Source organism: Streptomyces africanus, from assembly GCF_002150735.1.
Taxonomy (GTDB): domain Bacteria; phylum Actinomycetota; class Actinomycetes; order Streptomycetales; family Streptomycetaceae; genus Streptomyces; species Streptomyces africanus.
In genome coordinates this window covers 1-14,109 of record NZ_MUKA01000223.1, presented here as the reverse complement: position 1 = coordinate 14,109, position 14,109 = coordinate 1, and the positions used below count along the sequence as shown (strand labels likewise).

Below are 14,109 nucleotides of genomic sequence, written 5' to 3'. Positions count from 1 at the left end.
CGAATACTTTCTGTGGCTGCGGGCCGGGGCACCGGAACTGGACCCGGCCGATGTCGACCGTGCAGTGGCGGAGGGGCCGCGTTGACCGAGAACCGAGCTCGTACTGTTTTCCTGCTCGCCCACACGGGGCGGCCCGCCGCCGTGCGCAGTGCCGAGCTCGTCGTGAAGGGGCTGCTGCGCTCCGGTCTGGGCGTGCGCGTCCTGGAGGCCGAGGCGTGCGACCTGCCGCTGCCGGACGAGGTGGAGCTGGTCAAGGAGGCCACCCCGCAGTGCCTCGACGGGTGCGAGCTGCTCATCGTGCTGGGCGGTGACGGCACGCTGCTGCGCGGTGCCGAGTTCGCGCGGGCGTCGGGCGTGCCGATGCTCGGCGTCAACCTCGGCCGGGTCGGCTTCCTCGCGGAGGCCGAGCGGGACGACCTCGACAAGGTCGTCGACCGGGTGGTGTCCAAGGCGTACGAGGTCGAGGAGCGGATGACCGTCGACGTCGTGGTGCACCGCAACGGGGACATCGTGCACACGGACTGGGCGCTGAACGAGGCGGCCGTGCAGAAGGTGTCCGCCGAGCGGATGCTGGAGGTCGTCCTGGAGATCGACGGGCGGCCGGTGACGGGGTTCGGCTGTGACGGGATCGTGTGTGCGACGCCCACGGGGTCGACGGCGTACGCGTTCTCCGCGGGCGGGCCCGTGGTGTGGCCGGAGGTCGAGGCGTTGCTGATGGTGCCGATCTCGGCCCATGCCTTGTTCGCGAAGCCGTTGGTGACGTCGCCGGATTCTGTGTTGGCTGTGGAGGTTCTGCCACACATTCCTCCAGGGGTTCTGTGGTGTGACGGGCGGCGGACCGTGGAGTTGCCGCCCGGTGCGAGGGTGGAGGTGCGGCGGGGGGCTGTGCCGGTGCGGCTGGCTCGGCTGCACCATGCTTCGTTCACGGATCGGCTGGTGGCCAAGTTCGCGCTGCCTGTTTCGGGGTGGCGGGGGGCTCCTCACTAGCGGTTTGCGGGGGGTGGTTGTTCGTCGTCCGCGGGTGCGGGTTCGTCGTGGCTGGTCGCGCCCACGCGGCGGAGCCGCATATTGATACAGCCCCGCGCCCCTGAAAGAAGGGCGCTGCCACTCTCGTGGGTGACAAGAGTGGGCCAGTCGCAATCCTTGGCCCGGACCTCGTAAGGTCGTGTCCGTGTTGGAGGAGATGCGGATACGGTCGCTCGGTGTGATCGACGACGCCGTTGTCGAGCTGTCGCCCGGGTTCACCGCGGTCACCGGTGAGACGGGTGCGGGCAAGACCATGGTGGTCACCAGCCTCGGGCTGCTGCTGGGCGGGCGCGCGGACCCGGCGCTCGTGCGGATCGGGGCCGGGAAGGCCGTCGTGGAGGGGCGGATCACCGTCCCGGACGACGCCACGGCCGCCGTACGCGCCGAGGAGGCCGGGGCCGAGCTCGACGACGGGGCGTTGCTGATCAGCCGTACCGTTTCCGCCGAGGGGCGCTCGCGGGCGCACCTGGGCGGGCGCAGCGTGCCCGTGGGGGTGCTCGCCGAGCTCGCCGACGAGCTGGTGGCCGTGCACGGGCAGACCGACCAGCAGGGGCTGCTCAAGCTGTCCCGGCAGCGGCAGGCGCTCGACCGGTACGCCGGGGACGCGGTCGCCGTGCCGCTGGCCAAGTACGGCGAGGCGTACAAGCGGCTGCGGGCCGTCTCCGCCGAACTCGACGAGATCACCACGCGCGCGCGTGAACGGGCCCAGGAGGCCGACATGCTGCGCTACGGGCTCGACGAGATCGCCGCCGTCGAGCCCCGGGCCGGCGAGGACGTGGAGCTGGCCGAGGAGGCCGAGCGGCTCGGGCACGCCGAGGCGCTGGCGTCCGCCGCCGCGGTCGCGCACGCCGCGCTCGCGGGCAATCCGGAGGACCCGGAGGGCGTCGACGCCGGGACGCTCGTCGCGGGCGCGCAGCGGGCCCTGGACGCCGTACGGTCGCACGACCCGGCGCTGGCCGCGCTCGCCGACCGCATCGGGGAGATCGGGATCCTGCTGCGCGACGCGGCCGGGGACCTGGCCGGGTACGCCGACGATCTGGACGCCGATCCGCTGCGGCTGGCGGCCGTCGAGGAGCGGCGCGCCGCGCTCACCGGGCTGACCCGGAAGTACGGCGAGGACATCGCCGCCGTGCTGGCCTGGGCCGAGCGGAGTGCCGCCCGGCTGACCGAACTCGACGGCGACGACGAGCGGATCGGGGAACTGACCGCCGAGCGGGATGCGCTGCGGGCCGAACTGGGCGGGCTCGCACAGGCGTTGACGGAGGCGCGGACGGAGGCCGCCGAGCGGTTCGCCGCCGCCGTGACCGCCGAGCTGGCCTCGCTGGCCATGCCGCACGCGCGGGTGTCCTTCGACATCCGGCAGACCGAGGATCCGGAGGGCGTCGAGGTCGGCGGCCGTCCGGTCGCGTACGGGCCCGCGGGTGCCGACGAGGTGGAGCTGCTGCTGGCCCCGCACCCGGGCGCGCCGGCGCGGCCGATCGCCAAGGGGGCGTCCGGCGGTGAGCTGTCTCGCGTGATGCTGGCCGTGGAGGTCGTGTTCGCGGGGACGGATCCCGTGCCGACGTATCTCTTCGACGAGGTCGACGCCGGTGTCGGTGGCAAGGCGGCGGTCGAGATCGGCCGGCGGCTCGCGCGGCTGGCGAAGACCGCGCAGGTCGTGGTCGTGACCCATCTCCCGCAGGTCGCCGCCTTCGCCGACCGGCAGTTGCTGGTCGAGAAGACGAACGACGGCTCGGTCACCCGTTCCGGTGTGAAGGTGCTGGAAGGGGAGGAGCGGGTCCGGGAGCTGTCCCGGATGCTCGCCGGCCAGGAGGACTCGGAGACGGCCCGGGCGCACGCGGAAGAGCTGCTGGCGACGGCTCGGGCGGATCTGTAGGGGAGAGCGGATCCGGAGCGGAGGAGCAGTCGCGTAGTTGACGGAGATGCGCCGATCTTCACTCGTGTGGGTGACCCGGCCCGGCGCGTCTCCCCGACGCCGCGCCCCGCTGTCGCGCCGCCGGGCTTCGGGGCGTTCCCGGAACCCGCACAGGTCCTGGCATCCTTGGCGGAGTACGCGTGGGAATCCTGCGCGGTGATCGCCCGACCCGAACCAGGAGCCCGGCCACGTGACCCCCGTGAGCAGCCACTCACCGCATGGCCAGTCGCCGTTGCGCACCGTGCAGGTGCTGGGCGGAGGCAACGCGGCCAGCAGTGCGCATGTGCGCTCCCTGACTGCGGGGCTCGTCGCGCGGGGCGTGAAAGTCACGGTGTGCGCCCCATATGAGGCGGATCACGCCTATGACTTCAGCGGTGTCGGGGCCGACCACGTGCATGTACCGCGCAGCAGTGACCCGGTGTCGGTCGCGGCCCTGCGGGCGGCCTGTGCCGACGCCGATCTGGTGCACGCGCACGGGCTGCACGCCTCGTTCCGCACCGTGCTCGCCCTCAGCGGGCGGCGCGTGCGCACTCCGCTCGTCGTGACGTGGCACGACCGGGCGCATGCCGACGGGGCCCGCGCCCATCTGCTGCGGGTGCTGGAGCGGCGGGTCGTGAAGGCGGCCACCGTGGTGCTGGGGACGACCTCGGCCCTCGTGGACCGGGCACGGCGGAGCGGCGCGCGGGACGCACGGCTCGCGGCCGTCGCGCTGCCCGGCCCGCGCAGGCCCGTGGAGCCCGACGATCCCGACCGGCTGCGGCCCAAGGTGCGTGCCGAACTCGGCGCCATCGGACGGCCGTTGCTGATCGCCGTCGGCTCCCTGGAGCGGCACCGCGGATACGACGTGCTGCTGGACGCCGCGCGCGCCTGGCGCCGGCTCGATCCCGTGCCCCTGGTCGTGATCGCGGGCGAGGGTCCGCTGCGCGGCGAACTCCAGGAGCGGATCGAGGGCGAGGGCCTGCCCGTCCGGCTCATCGGGCGGCGCGACGACATCACCGACCTGCTCGCCGCCGCCGACCTCGCCCTGCTGCCGAGCCGGTGGGAGGAGGCGCGCTCCGTCCTCGCCCAGGAGGCCCTCCAGGCGCGTGTGCCGCTCGTCGCGGCAGATGTCGGCGGTATCCCGGAACTCGTAGGCGACGCGGCCGAACTCGTCCCGCGCGGCGACGCGGGGGCGCTCGCCGGTACCGTCGTACGCCTGCTCGGCGACCCCGAGCGCCGGGAGCTGCTGAAGGCCAAGGGCGCGCGGCAGGCGGCGACCTGGCCGACCGAGGACGAGACGGTCGCCCAAGTGCTCAGCGTCTACGACGAGTTGACCCAGCCCCGGCCCCTCGCCTAGCGCGCGCCGGACCCTAGGGAACGTGCCTGCGGGCCCGGAGCGCCAGGCTCAGGGCCAGGACCGTCTGCGGGTCGTCGAGGTCCGTCCCTAGCAACTCCCCGATGCGCGCCAGGCGGTTGTACAGCGTCTGCCGGTTGAGGTGGAGCTCCCGGGCCGTCTCCGCCTTGCGTCCCGCGTGGGCGAGATAGGTCGACAGGGTGGGCAGCAGCGGCGGCCGGGAGCGCCGCTCGTGCTCCAGGAGCGGACCGAGGGCCCGGTCGACGAAGGCGGCCAGGTCCGGATGGTCGCGCAGCCGCCACAGCAGCAGGTCGATGTCCAGGCGCCGGGCGTCGTACCAGGGCCGGTCCGGCAGGCCCTGGGCCGCCGTGGCCGTCTCGGCCGCGTGCCGCAGGCCCGACGCCGCGGCCGTCCAGCCGCCCGCCACGCCCACGACCACCACCGGCGGCGGGCCGCCCGGCCGCAGCATCCCGGCCCGGCCCACCCCGGCCCGCAGCGCCGCCGCGACCCGGTCCGCCACCGTCACCCGCTCCGGCTCCGAGCGCAGCCCCAGCAGCACCAGCACCCGGCCCTCCACCGGCCGTACCCCGAGCAGCACCGGCACGCCCACCGACGCCAGTTCCTCGGACACCGCCCGCGCCAGCACGGCCCAGCCTCCCCCCGGCGACAGGGCGTCCCCGAGCCGCATGACGACCGGCAGCAGCGGGCCTTCGCCCGGCCGGAAGCCCAGCACGCGCGCCTGCGCCGGGGCGTCCTGCGCCGTGACCCGGCCCTCGGCGAGGTCCGTGAGGAAGTCGCCGCGCCCGCGCGCCGCCAGCTCCTCCTCCTGCCGTGCCTGCATCAGCACCACGGCCAGGATGCCCGCCGCCCGCTCCGCCGCCATCCGGTGCACCGGCGCCAGGGCAGCCCGTACGGGCAGCAGCACGAGCCGTGCGCGGACGCCCCCGCTGCCGGGCCCGCCGCCCGGCACGTCCACCAGGACCGAGCCCGCGAGCGGCGGCTCGTCCTTGTGCTGGCCGCGCAGCCCCTCCCACACCTGGAGCGGGTCCGCGCCCTCGGGACCGGCCCCCGCGGCGTACAGCAACTGCCCGTCCGCCGTCTCCAGGAAGACGGGGTTGCCGCCGAAGTCGGCCAGGATGCCGAGGACTTGGGGTACCCCACCGCCGCCCAGCAGGGCCTCGGTACACCGTCGGTGCACCTCCTCCGCCCGCTGGAGCAGCGCGTAGTGGCCGTTGACGATCTCGGTGTGGATCTCCTCCGTGACCGTGACGAACGGCACCTCGCGGTGCAGCTGGACGAGCGGCAGCCCGGCCGAGCGGGCCGTGTCCACGAGGGCCGCGGGCAGCCGTGTGAAGCGCGGGCCGAGTTCCACGACCAGGGCGGCGATGCCGCGCTCGGCCAGCGTCCGTACGAACGCCCGCTGTTCGGCCGGGCGGGTGCCGAGGCCGTAGCCCGTGGTCAGCAGCAGCTCACCGCCCTTGAGCAGCGAGGCGATGTGCGGCACCTCACCGGCGTGCACCCAGCGCACGGTCCGCCCCAGCCGGTCGGCGCCCGCCAGCACCTCGGGCAGCCCGCTGCGCAGCCCCGGCAGCTCCAGTGCCCGCTGCACGGTGATCCCGGCGCCCTGGGTGCCGTAGCCGCTGTCCGTCGCGCTGTCCATGAGCCGGACGCTACCCGCGCGGGTGCCTCCCGGACATCTCAGGGACGACGGAGCCCGGATTGAGCCGGAGACGACCGGGTACGGGCGCGGTCATGGACATCAGCGTGGTCGCCGTGGGGCGGGAGGACGACAGTCCGGTCGAGGAGCCGTTGCGGGTGGCGGTGCTCGCCGACCGGCTCGGGTACCGGGAGGTGTGGGCGGGCGAGGGACCGACGTGGGACTCGTTCGTCCTGGCGACGGCGATCGGCGCGGCCACCGAACAGGCCGCGCTGACGGCCGGACCCGTGCCGGTCTCGGTGCGCGACCCGCTCACCATCGTCCGGGGCGCCGCGTCCACCGCGGCCGTCACCGGCCGGCCCGTCGGCGTGGCCCTGGGTACGTCCAGCAAGCGGGTCGTCGAGGGCGTGCACGGGCGGCCGCGGACCCGGCCGGCCACCGCGCTCGCGGAGTCGGCGGCGGCCGTGCGCGCGCTGATGGACAGCCGGCCGGGCGAGCCGATCGTGCCCGGCAGCAGCTTCCCGCGTCGTCTTCCGCCGCCCGGAGGCCTGCTCACCGTCGCGGCGTTCGGCGAACGCGCGGTCGCCGCGGCCGTCGGGCACGCCGACCGGATGCTGCTCGACCTCGTCTCCCCCGAGCAGGTCCGCATGCTGCGGGCCCGGATGCTCGCCGCCGCCGAGCGGGCCGGGCGTACGCCGCCCCGGCTGGCCGCCTGGCTGCCCGCCGCCGTGGACCCGGAGCCGGAGACGCTCACGCAGGTCCTGCGCAGTGTCGTGGGCTATCTCACCGTGCCGGGCTACAGCGACATGTTCGTCGATGCGGGGTTCGCCGAGGTCGTCGAGCTGGCCGCCAAGGGAGCCGACCCGGACACCCTGCTGCGGGCCCTGCCGCCCGAGGCCGCGGACACGGTCGCCCTCGTCGGCGACGCAGGCACCGTCCGCGCCCGCGTCTACGCCTACGCCGAGGCCGGCCTCGACGAGATCGCCCTCGTCCCCGCCACGGCGGGCGACCCGGCGGGGGAGCGCACGCTCACGGCCCTCAGGCCGGCGTGATGTTGTGGTTGAAGCGGAACACGTTGTCCGGGTCGTAGCGCCGCTTCAGCTCCGCCAGCCGCCCGGTGTTCTCGGCGCCGAGCCCCGCGACCACCCGGTCGGTGCCCTCGTCGCCGATGAAGTTCAGGTAGACGGCGCCGGTGCTCCACGGCCGCACGCGGGCGCGCACGTCCCGCACCCACCGCACGCACCGCTCGTCGTCCGCCGGGTCCTGCCACATGCCGTAGGGGTGCACCGCCCAGGGAGCGTCCCGGTAGGGCACCGGGTACTCGTGCGGGCCGGCGGCGATGGCGCCCCCCTGCGGGAGCAGCACGTACTGGGTCCCGGTGGGTACGGGCACGGCCTCGGCGCTCGCGCAGTAGACGTCCACGAAGTCGTCGGGCGCACCCGTCAGGTACTCGGCCGACCAGTAGTGCCGCATGCCGGGCGGGTCGTCGAGCATGCACTGGACGTCGGCGTACGGCATCGCGCCGACGATCTCGGTCTCGTGCGGCAGGGCCAGCAGGGGCTGGGCGACCTTGCGCATGTCGTCCTCGCCGCCGGCGTAGGTCAGCAGCATGCCGCACACGAGCGTGCCCACGAGGTGCCCGGGGACGAACTCCTCCGGCGGAGCGGTGAAGTACAGGACGCCGCCGCCCGCCTCGTCGGGCGCGTGCGCGATCACCTCGCGGAAGGTGCGCACCACGTCCGGGCCGTGTTCCGGCAGGAACAGCGCCAGCGCGACGGAGAACTCGGGCAGTTCGTGCAGCCGCAGCGTCATCGCCGTGGCGACGCCGAAGTTCCCGCCGCCGCCGTGCAGCGCCCAGAACAGGTCCGGGTTCTCGTCGGCGCTCGCGTGGACCCGGGCGCCGTCGGCGGTGACGAGTTCGACTCCGAGCAGGTTGTCGACGGCGAGCCCGCACCAGCGGTCGAGCCAGCCGGTGCCGCCGCCCAGCACAAAACCGCCGACACCGGTGGTGGAGGCGCGGCCGCCGGTCGTCGCCAGTCCGTACGGCTGGGTGGCCCGGTCCAGGTGGCTCATCGTGGCGCCGCCGGCGACCCGGGCCGCCTGCGCCGCCGGATCCACGGTCACCTCGTGCATCCGGCGCAGATCGACCATCACGCTGCCCTCGCCCACGGCCATGCCCGCCACGCTGTGGCCGCCGCCCCGGACCGCGACCGGCAGATCCAGCTCCCTGGCGAACCGCACGGCCCGCACGACGTCGTCTTCGTCGGCGCATTGCGCGAGCACGGCGGGCCGTCGGTCGATCATGGTGTTGAAGACGGCCCGGGCTTCGTCGTAGCCCGGGTCCTCAGGGGCGAACACGTCGCCCGTCAGATCCTCGCGCAGCGCGGTGAGAGCCGCGCCCGCCTTCGAGAGGGAAGCCATGGCCGCCCCCTTCCGAAAAGGGGCAATCGTCCGCTTCCAGCCTAGGCGGCCACGGCCGAGCGGGCCTGTTCAGCCCCCGTACGCCCCCGAAGCCGTCAGGCGCAGTGCCGTGTCGATCAGCGGCACGTGGCTGAACGCCTGCGGGAAGTTGCCCACCTGGCGCTGGAGGTGCGGGTCCCACTCCTCCGCCAGCAGGCCGAGGTCGTTGCGCAGGGACAGCAGCTTCTCGAACAGCTTGCGGGCCTCGTCCACGCGGCCGATCATCGCCAGGTCGTCGGCCATCCAGAACGAGCAGGCGAGGAACGCGCCCTCGTCGCCGGGCAGGCCGTCGACGCCCTCGTTGTCGCCCTGCGTCGGGTAGCGCAGGATGAAGCCGTCCGGCGTGGACAGCTCCCGCTGGATCGCCTCGATGGTGCCGATGACGCGCTTGTCGTCCGGCGGCAGGAAGCCCATCTGCGGGATCAGCAGCAGCGACGCGTCCAGCTCCTTCGAGCCGTACGACTGCGTGAAGGTGTTGCGTTCCTTGTCGTAGCCCTTCTCGCACACGTCACGGTGGATGTCGTCGCGCAGTTCCTTCCACCGCTCCAGCGGGCCGTCCGCGTCACCGGACTCGATCAGCTTGATCGTGCGGTCGACGGCGACCCAGGCCATCACCTTGGAGTGCACGAAGTGGCGGCGCGGGCCGCGCACCTCCCAGATGCCCTCGTCCGGGTTCTGCCAGTGGTCCTCCAGGTAGCGGATCAGCTTCAGCTGGAGCAGCGAGGCGTAGTCGTTGCGCGCCAGGCCCGTCATGTGGGCCAGGTGCAGGGCCTCGGTGACCTCGCCGTAGACGTCCAGCTGGAGCTGGTGCGCGGCGCCGTTGCCGACCCGGACCGGGGTGGAGTTCTCGAAGCCCGGCAGCCAGTCCAGCTCCGCCTCGCCGAGCTCGCGCTCACCGGCGATGCCGTACATGATCTGCAGGTTCTCCGGGTCGCCGGCCACGGCCCGCAGCAGCCACTCGCGCCAGGCGCGGGCCTCCTCGCGGTAGCCGGTGCGCAGCAGCGAGGACAGTGTGATCGCCGCGTCGCGCAGCCACGTGTAGCGGTAGTCCCAGTTGCGGACACCGCCGATGTCCTCCGGCAGGGAGGTGGTCGGCGCGGCGACGATGCCGCCGGTCGGGGCGTACGTCAGGGCCTTCAGCGTGATCAGCGAGCGGACCACGGCCTCCCGGTAGGGCCCGTGGTACGTGCAGTGGTCGACCCACTCGCGCCAGAAGTCCTCCGTCGCCTCCAGCGACTGCTCCGGCTCGGGCAGCGGCGGCGGCTCCTTGTGCGAGGGCTGCCAGGAGATCGTGAACGCGATCCGGTCACCCGGCGCGACCGTGAAATCCGCGTACGTCGTCAGTGACTTGCCGTACGTCTCCGCGGAGGTGTCGAACCACACGGAGTCGGGGCCCGCCACGGCCACCGTGCGCCCGTCGTGCTTGTGCACCCACGGCACCACCCGCCCGTAGGAGAACCGCATCCGCAGTGCCGAGCGCATCGGCACGCGGCCCGAGACGCCCTCCACGATCCGGATCAGCTGCGGGGCGCCGTCACGCGGCGGCATGAAATCCGTCACCCGGACCGTGCCCCGCTGGGTGTCCCACTCGGATTCGAGGATCAGCGAGTCACCGCGGTAGCTGCGCCGGGCCGCGGTGGGCGGCTGCTGGTCGGAGGCGTACGCCGGTCCGAGCCGCCAGAAGCCGTGTTCCTCGGTGCCCAGCAGGCCGGCGAAGATGGCGTGCGAGTCGAAGCGGGGCAGGCACAGCCAGTCCACTGTGCCGTCCCGGCAGACCAGGGCAGCGGTCTGCATGTCTCCGATGAGTGCGTAATCTTCGATGCGCCCGGCCACGTGCAACTCCAGTCGAACGGCCACGTCACCCCGCAAGGGGGCTGTCGCTAGTGCGGTCAAGGGGGATTTTCAGCAAGTCTTGCAATGCATCGTTGAGCGATGAAGCAAAACAGGTCGCTCTGCCGTGATGCAAAGCGCCAATTGTTGCTCAACGAACTGACGAGCTCACGTTGTTCCGGTACTTACGGGCGGGGGGTGGTGCCGTTGGGCCGGCGGGCTCGGCAGCGAGTGTCCGAGCAGGATACGACGCACGCCGATGTTCCGGGTGCCCGTCCAGGCAAGGTGAGTACGCCGAACGAGTGAGCAAGGGGTGAGAGACCGGTGACGGTGACCGTCTGCGTGTCGGTCCGTGCGCGGAGCGTGGCCGGAAGCCATCGCGCCGCGGCGCTGATACGCTGGTAGCCCGTGGACCGGTGGGCAGCAAACCCCCGAACCGCAGCGACGGCGACCCCCCGGAGACCTCCGGCAGGCAGCCGCACCGCACCCCCAGACCGCGACCACGGGAGCCCCGTCTTGGCCATGCCGCCCGCCGCTTTTCGTAATTCGACGACCAAGCACATCTTCGTCACCGGGGGTGTCGCCTCCTCGCTCGGCAAGGGCCTGACGGCCTCCAGCCTCGGCATGCTGCTCAAGGCCCGCGGACTGCGCGTCGTGATGCAGAAGCTCGACCCGTACCTCAACGTCGACCCGGGCACGATGAACCCGTTCCAGCACGGTGAGGTGTTCGTCACCAACGACGGCGCCGAGACCGACCTGGACATCGGCCACTACGAGCGCTTCCTCGACCGCGACCTGGACGGATCCGCGAACGTCACCACCGGTCAGGTGTACAACACCGTGATCGCCAAGGAGCGGCGCGGCGAGTACCTGGGCGACACGGTGCAGGTCATCCCGCACATCACCAACGAGATCAAGCACCGCATCCGCCGCATGGCGACGGACGAGGTCGACGTCGTGATCACCGAGGTCGGCGGCACGGTCGGCGACATCGAGTCGCTGCCGTTCCTGGAGACCGTCCGCCAGGTGCGGCACGAGGTCGGCCGGGACAACGTCTTCGTGGTGCATATCTCGCTCCTGCCGTACATCGGCCCCTCGGGTGAGCTGAAGACGAAGCCCACCCAGCACTCGGTTGCGGCCCTGCGCAACATCGGTATCCAGCCGGACGCGATCGTGCTGCGCTGCGACCGCGAGGTGCCGACCGCGATCAAGCGGAAGATCTCGCTGATGTGCGACGTCGACGAGGCCGCCGTCGTCGCCTGCCCCGACGCCCGCTCGATCTACGACATCCCGAAGACCGTGCACGGCGAGGGCCTCGACGCCTATGTCGTCCGCAAGCTCGACCTGCCGTTCCGCGACGTCGACTGGACGACCTGGGACGACCTGCTCGACCGCGTCCACAACCCCGACCACGAGATCACCCTCGCGCTGGTCGGCAAGTACATCGACCTGCCCGACGCCTACCTGTCGGTCACCGAGGCGCTGCGCGCCGGCGGCTTCGCCAACCGGGCCCGCGTGAAGATCAAGTGGGTCACCTCCGACGACTGCAAGACCCCGGCGGGTGCCGCGGCGCAGCTCGGCGACGTCGACGCCATCTGCATCCCCGGCGGCTTCGGCGACCGCGGTGTGCTCGGCAAGGTCGGCGCGATCAAGTACGCCCGCGAGAACAAGATCCCGCTGCTCGGCCTCTGCCTCGGCCTGCAGTGCATCGTGATCGAGGCCGCGCGCAACCTGGCCGAGATCTCCGACGCCAACTCCACCGAGTTCGACCCGGCCACCGCCCACCCGGTCATCTCCACGATGGCCGAGCAGCTCGACATCGTCGCGGGTGAGGGCGACATGGGCGGCACCATGCGGCTCGGCATGTACCCGGCGAAGCTGGCCGAGGGCTCGATCGTGCGCGAGGTGTACGACGGCAAGGAGTACGTCGAGGAGCGGCACCGGCACCGCTACGAGGTGAACAACGCCTACCGCGCCGAGCTGGAGAAGAGGGCGGGCATCCTGTTCTCCGGCACGTCCCCGGACGGCAAGCTCGTCGAGTACGTCGAGTATCCGCGCGACGTCCACCCGTACCTGGTCGCCACCCAGGCGCACCCGGAGCTGCGCTCGCGGCCGACGCGTCCGCACCCGCTGTTCGCCGGGCTCGTCAAGGCCGCGGTCGAGCGGAAGACTTCCAAGTAACACACCAGTTGTACGGTGGCCGGGGTGCATCCCTTCAAAGGGTGTGCACCCCGGTTTCTTTTCGGCAGGTCGTGCGGGGCACGTGGAAGGACAGGCATGACGATCAAGGACACCCCGGAGGAGTGGGAGATCCGGGCGACGGACACCCCCTTCGTCGGCAACAAGACCTCCGTCCGCACTGATGACGTGGTCATGCCCGACGGCACCGTGGTCGGCCGTGACTACCAGGTCCACCCCGGCTCCGTGGCCGTCCTCGCCCTCGACGAGGCCGACCGCGTCCTGGTCCTGCGGCAGTACCGCCACCCCGTGCGCCACAAGCTGTGGGAGATCCCGGCCGGTCTGCTCGACGTCCCCGGCGAGAACCCGCTGCACGCCGCGCAGCGCGAGCTGTACGAGGAGGCGCACGTCAAGGCCGAGGACTGGCGGGTGCTGACCGACGTCTACACCACCCCCGGCGGCTGCGACGAGGCCGTACGGATCTTCCTCGCCCGTGGTCTGTCCGAGGCCGAGGGCGAGCGTTTCGCGGTCGCGGAGGAAGAGGCCGACATGGAGCTCGACCGGGTGCCGGTCGAGGACCTCGTCCGGGGCGTGCTGGCCGGGGAGCTGCACAACAACTGCCTCGTCGTGGGCGTCCTCTCCCTGGTGGCCGCGCGCGCCGGCGACGGCTTGGACGCGCTTCGCCCGGCCCAGGCACCGTGGCCGGCGCGTCCGTTCGAGGCGTGAAGGGGCGTGAAGGGGCGTGAACGGGTCTGAAGGGGTCTGATCCCGCCCTGCATCCTGTGCGGTGTGAAGATCGGCTGATCCGATCGGGGGATGTGCCCGCCGTGCCCGTCGTGCTCCGGCCGGGGCGTTGCAGAGCGTGAACTAGGCTCTGTTCACGCCCGGACCGGAGTCCCGGCGGGCTTGTGCGTGTGGTGGGACGGGAGTGTGGCCCGTGACGGATCAGGTCGTGGAGACAGGCGACGTGCGGCTGACCGGACACGCTTGCGGCGAGAGCCGATTCCTGGGCCGCACACGGGAGTTGAAGGAACTGCGCGCCGACATCGAGCGCGCCGGCCTCGACACCCTCGCCGGCCGCAAGCCTCCCCGCGCGCGCGTGCTGCTCATCGCCGGCCGGCCCGGCTCGGGGCGCACCGCACTCGCCGAGGAGCTGGTCCGGCAGATCGCGGACCGTTACCCGGACGGGGTCCTGCGCGCCCGCCTGAGCGAGCCCGACGGCACCCCTGTGCCGGTCGGTCGCACCGCCCGGGACCTGCTCGCCGCCCTGGACCAGCAGGCCCCGGCAGGCGCCTGCGAAGACGACCTCACCGACGCCCTGCGCACCGCCCTGGCCGACCGCAGGATGCTGCTCCTGCTGGACGACGCGGCCGACGCCGAGCAGGTCGACGCCCTGCTGCCCGACACCCCGGAGTGCCTGGTCGTCGCGGTCTCCGAGGGCCCGCTGACCGGTATCTCGGACGTCCGCCCGTGCATCCTGGGCGGCCTGGACGCCAAGTCCGGGGTGGAGCTGCTGTCCCGGCACACCGGCTCGGTCCGCATCACCGTCGACCCCCGGGCCGCCGAGGGCCTCGCCGAGGAGTGCCAGGGGCAGCCGGCCGCACTGATGCTGGCGGGCGGCTGGCTCGCCGCCCGCCCCAAGGCGGCCGTCTCCGACCTCGCCAAGCAACTGCGCGCCGAAGACGGCGAGGGCACCGCGCTGAGCCGGGT

At 72.9% G+C, this 14,109-nt stretch carries 10 protein-coding genes and 1 pseudogene; 8 read left to right on the top strand and 3 right to left on the bottom strand.

Going from position 1 to position 14,109, the window contains the following annotated elements:
* From CCL05_RS44125 to CCL05_RS26170, 4 genes and pseudogenes are all read left to right on the top strand, one after another.
* Positions 1 to 85, top strand: a pseudogene (locus tag CCL05_RS44125) (16S/23S rRNA (cytidine-2'-O)-methyltransferase); the annotation flags it as partial.
* Positions 82 to 987, top strand: a complete 906-nt coding sequence (locus tag CCL05_RS26180; RefSeq protein WP_086562948.1) for an NAD kinase — start codon at positions 82 to 84, stop codon at positions 985 to 987. The pseudogene CCL05_RS44125 and the gene CCL05_RS26180, both read left to right, overlap by 4 nt.
* Positions 988 to 1,183: 196 nt before the next feature.
* Positions 1,184 to 2,902, top strand: coding sequence for a DNA repair protein RecN (gene recN, locus CCL05_RS26175; RefSeq protein ID WP_086562947.1), 1,719 nt, complete (start codon positions 1,184 to 1,186; stop codon positions 2,900 to 2,902).
* A gap of 229 nt (positions 2,903 to 3,131) precedes the next feature.
* Positions 3,132 to 4,277, top strand: a complete 1,146-nt coding sequence (locus CCL05_RS26170) for a glycosyltransferase family 4 protein (RefSeq protein ID WP_086562946.1) — start codon at positions 3,132 to 3,134, stop codon at positions 4,275 to 4,277.
* A gap of 13 nt (positions 4,278 to 4,290) precedes the next feature.
* On the opposite strand, the gene CCL05_RS26165 is transcribed toward CCL05_RS26170, so the two are convergent.
* A complete protein-coding gene (locus CCL05_RS26165; RefSeq protein ID WP_086562945.1) occupies positions 4,291 to 5,934 on the bottom strand; it encodes a PucR family transcriptional regulator in 1,644 nt (547 codons plus the stop codon).
* A 92-nt stretch (positions 5,935 to 6,026) separates the two neighbouring features.
* On the opposite strand from CCL05_RS26165, the gene CCL05_RS26160 reads away from it, so the two are divergent.
* Positions 6,027 to 6,983 carry an LLM class F420-dependent oxidoreductase gene (locus CCL05_RS26160; RefSeq protein WP_086562944.1) on the top strand — a complete coding sequence of 319 codons (957 nt, stop codon included), beginning with the start codon at positions 6,027 to 6,029 and terminating at the stop codon, positions 6,981 to 6,983.
* On the opposite strand, the gene CCL05_RS26155 is transcribed toward CCL05_RS26160, so the two are convergent.
* The gene (locus tag CCL05_RS26155; RefSeq protein WP_086562943.1) at positions 6,970 to 8,352 is read right to left on the bottom strand and encodes an FAD-binding oxidoreductase; all 1,383 of its coding nucleotides are present in this window, start codon (positions 8,350 to 8,352) and stop codon (positions 6,970 to 6,972) included. The genes CCL05_RS26160 and CCL05_RS26155 overlap by 14 nt on opposite strands.
* A gap of 69 nt (positions 8,353 to 8,421) precedes the next feature.
* Positions 8,422 to 10,224, bottom strand: a complete 1,803-nt coding sequence (locus tag CCL05_RS26150; protein WP_086562942.1) for a glycoside hydrolase family 15 protein — start codon at positions 10,222 to 10,224, stop codon at positions 8,422 to 8,424.
* Positions 10,225 to 10,743: 519 nt separating this feature from the next.
* Here CCL05_RS26150 and CCL05_RS26145 point away from each other — a divergent pair.
* The 3 genes from CCL05_RS26145 to CCL05_RS26135 form a co-directional block, all read left to right on the top strand.
* Positions 10,744 to 12,402 (top strand): CTP synthase, encoded by a 1,659-nt coding sequence (locus tag CCL05_RS26145; protein ID WP_086562941.1) that lies wholly within the window; start codon positions 10,744 to 10,746, stop codon positions 12,400 to 12,402.
* Positions 12,403 to 12,498: 96 nt separating this feature from the next.
* Complete coding sequence (locus CCL05_RS26140; protein ID WP_010046035.1) at positions 12,499 to 13,125, top strand: NUDIX domain-containing protein; 627 nt, start codon at positions 12,499 to 12,501, stop codon at positions 13,123 to 13,125.
* A gap of 211 nt (positions 13,126 to 13,336) precedes the next feature.
* The coding region (locus CCL05_RS26135) for an ATP-binding protein (protein ID WP_143589949.1) at positions 13,337 to 14,109 on the top strand (773 nt) is incomplete at its 3' end.

Bases quoted from the DNA above. Each gene is read 5' to 3' on its own strand.
- recN (WP_086562947.1), top strand. From the start codon at position 1,184: ATGCGGATACGGTCGCTCGGTGTGATCGACGACGCCGTTGTCGAGCTG.
- CCL05_RS26160 (WP_086562944.1), top strand. From the start codon at position 6,027: ATGGACATCAGCGTGGTCGCCGTGGGGCGGGAGGACGACAGTCCGGTC.
- CCL05_RS26145 (WP_086562941.1), top strand. From the start codon at position 10,744: ATGCCGCCCGCCGCTTTTCGTAATTCGACGACCAAGCACATCTTCGTC.
- CCL05_RS26140 (WP_010046035.1), top strand. From the start codon at position 12,499: ATGACGATCAAGGACACCCCGGAGGAGTGGGAGATCCGGGCGACGGAC.
- CCL05_RS26165 (WP_086562945.1), bottom strand. From the start codon at position 5,934: ATGGACAGCGCGACGGACAGCGGCTACGGCACCCAGGGCGCCGGGATC.
- CCL05_RS26155 (WP_086562943.1), bottom strand. From the start codon at position 8,352: ATGGCTTCCCTCTCGAAGGCGGGCGCGGCTCTCACCGCGCTGCGCGAG.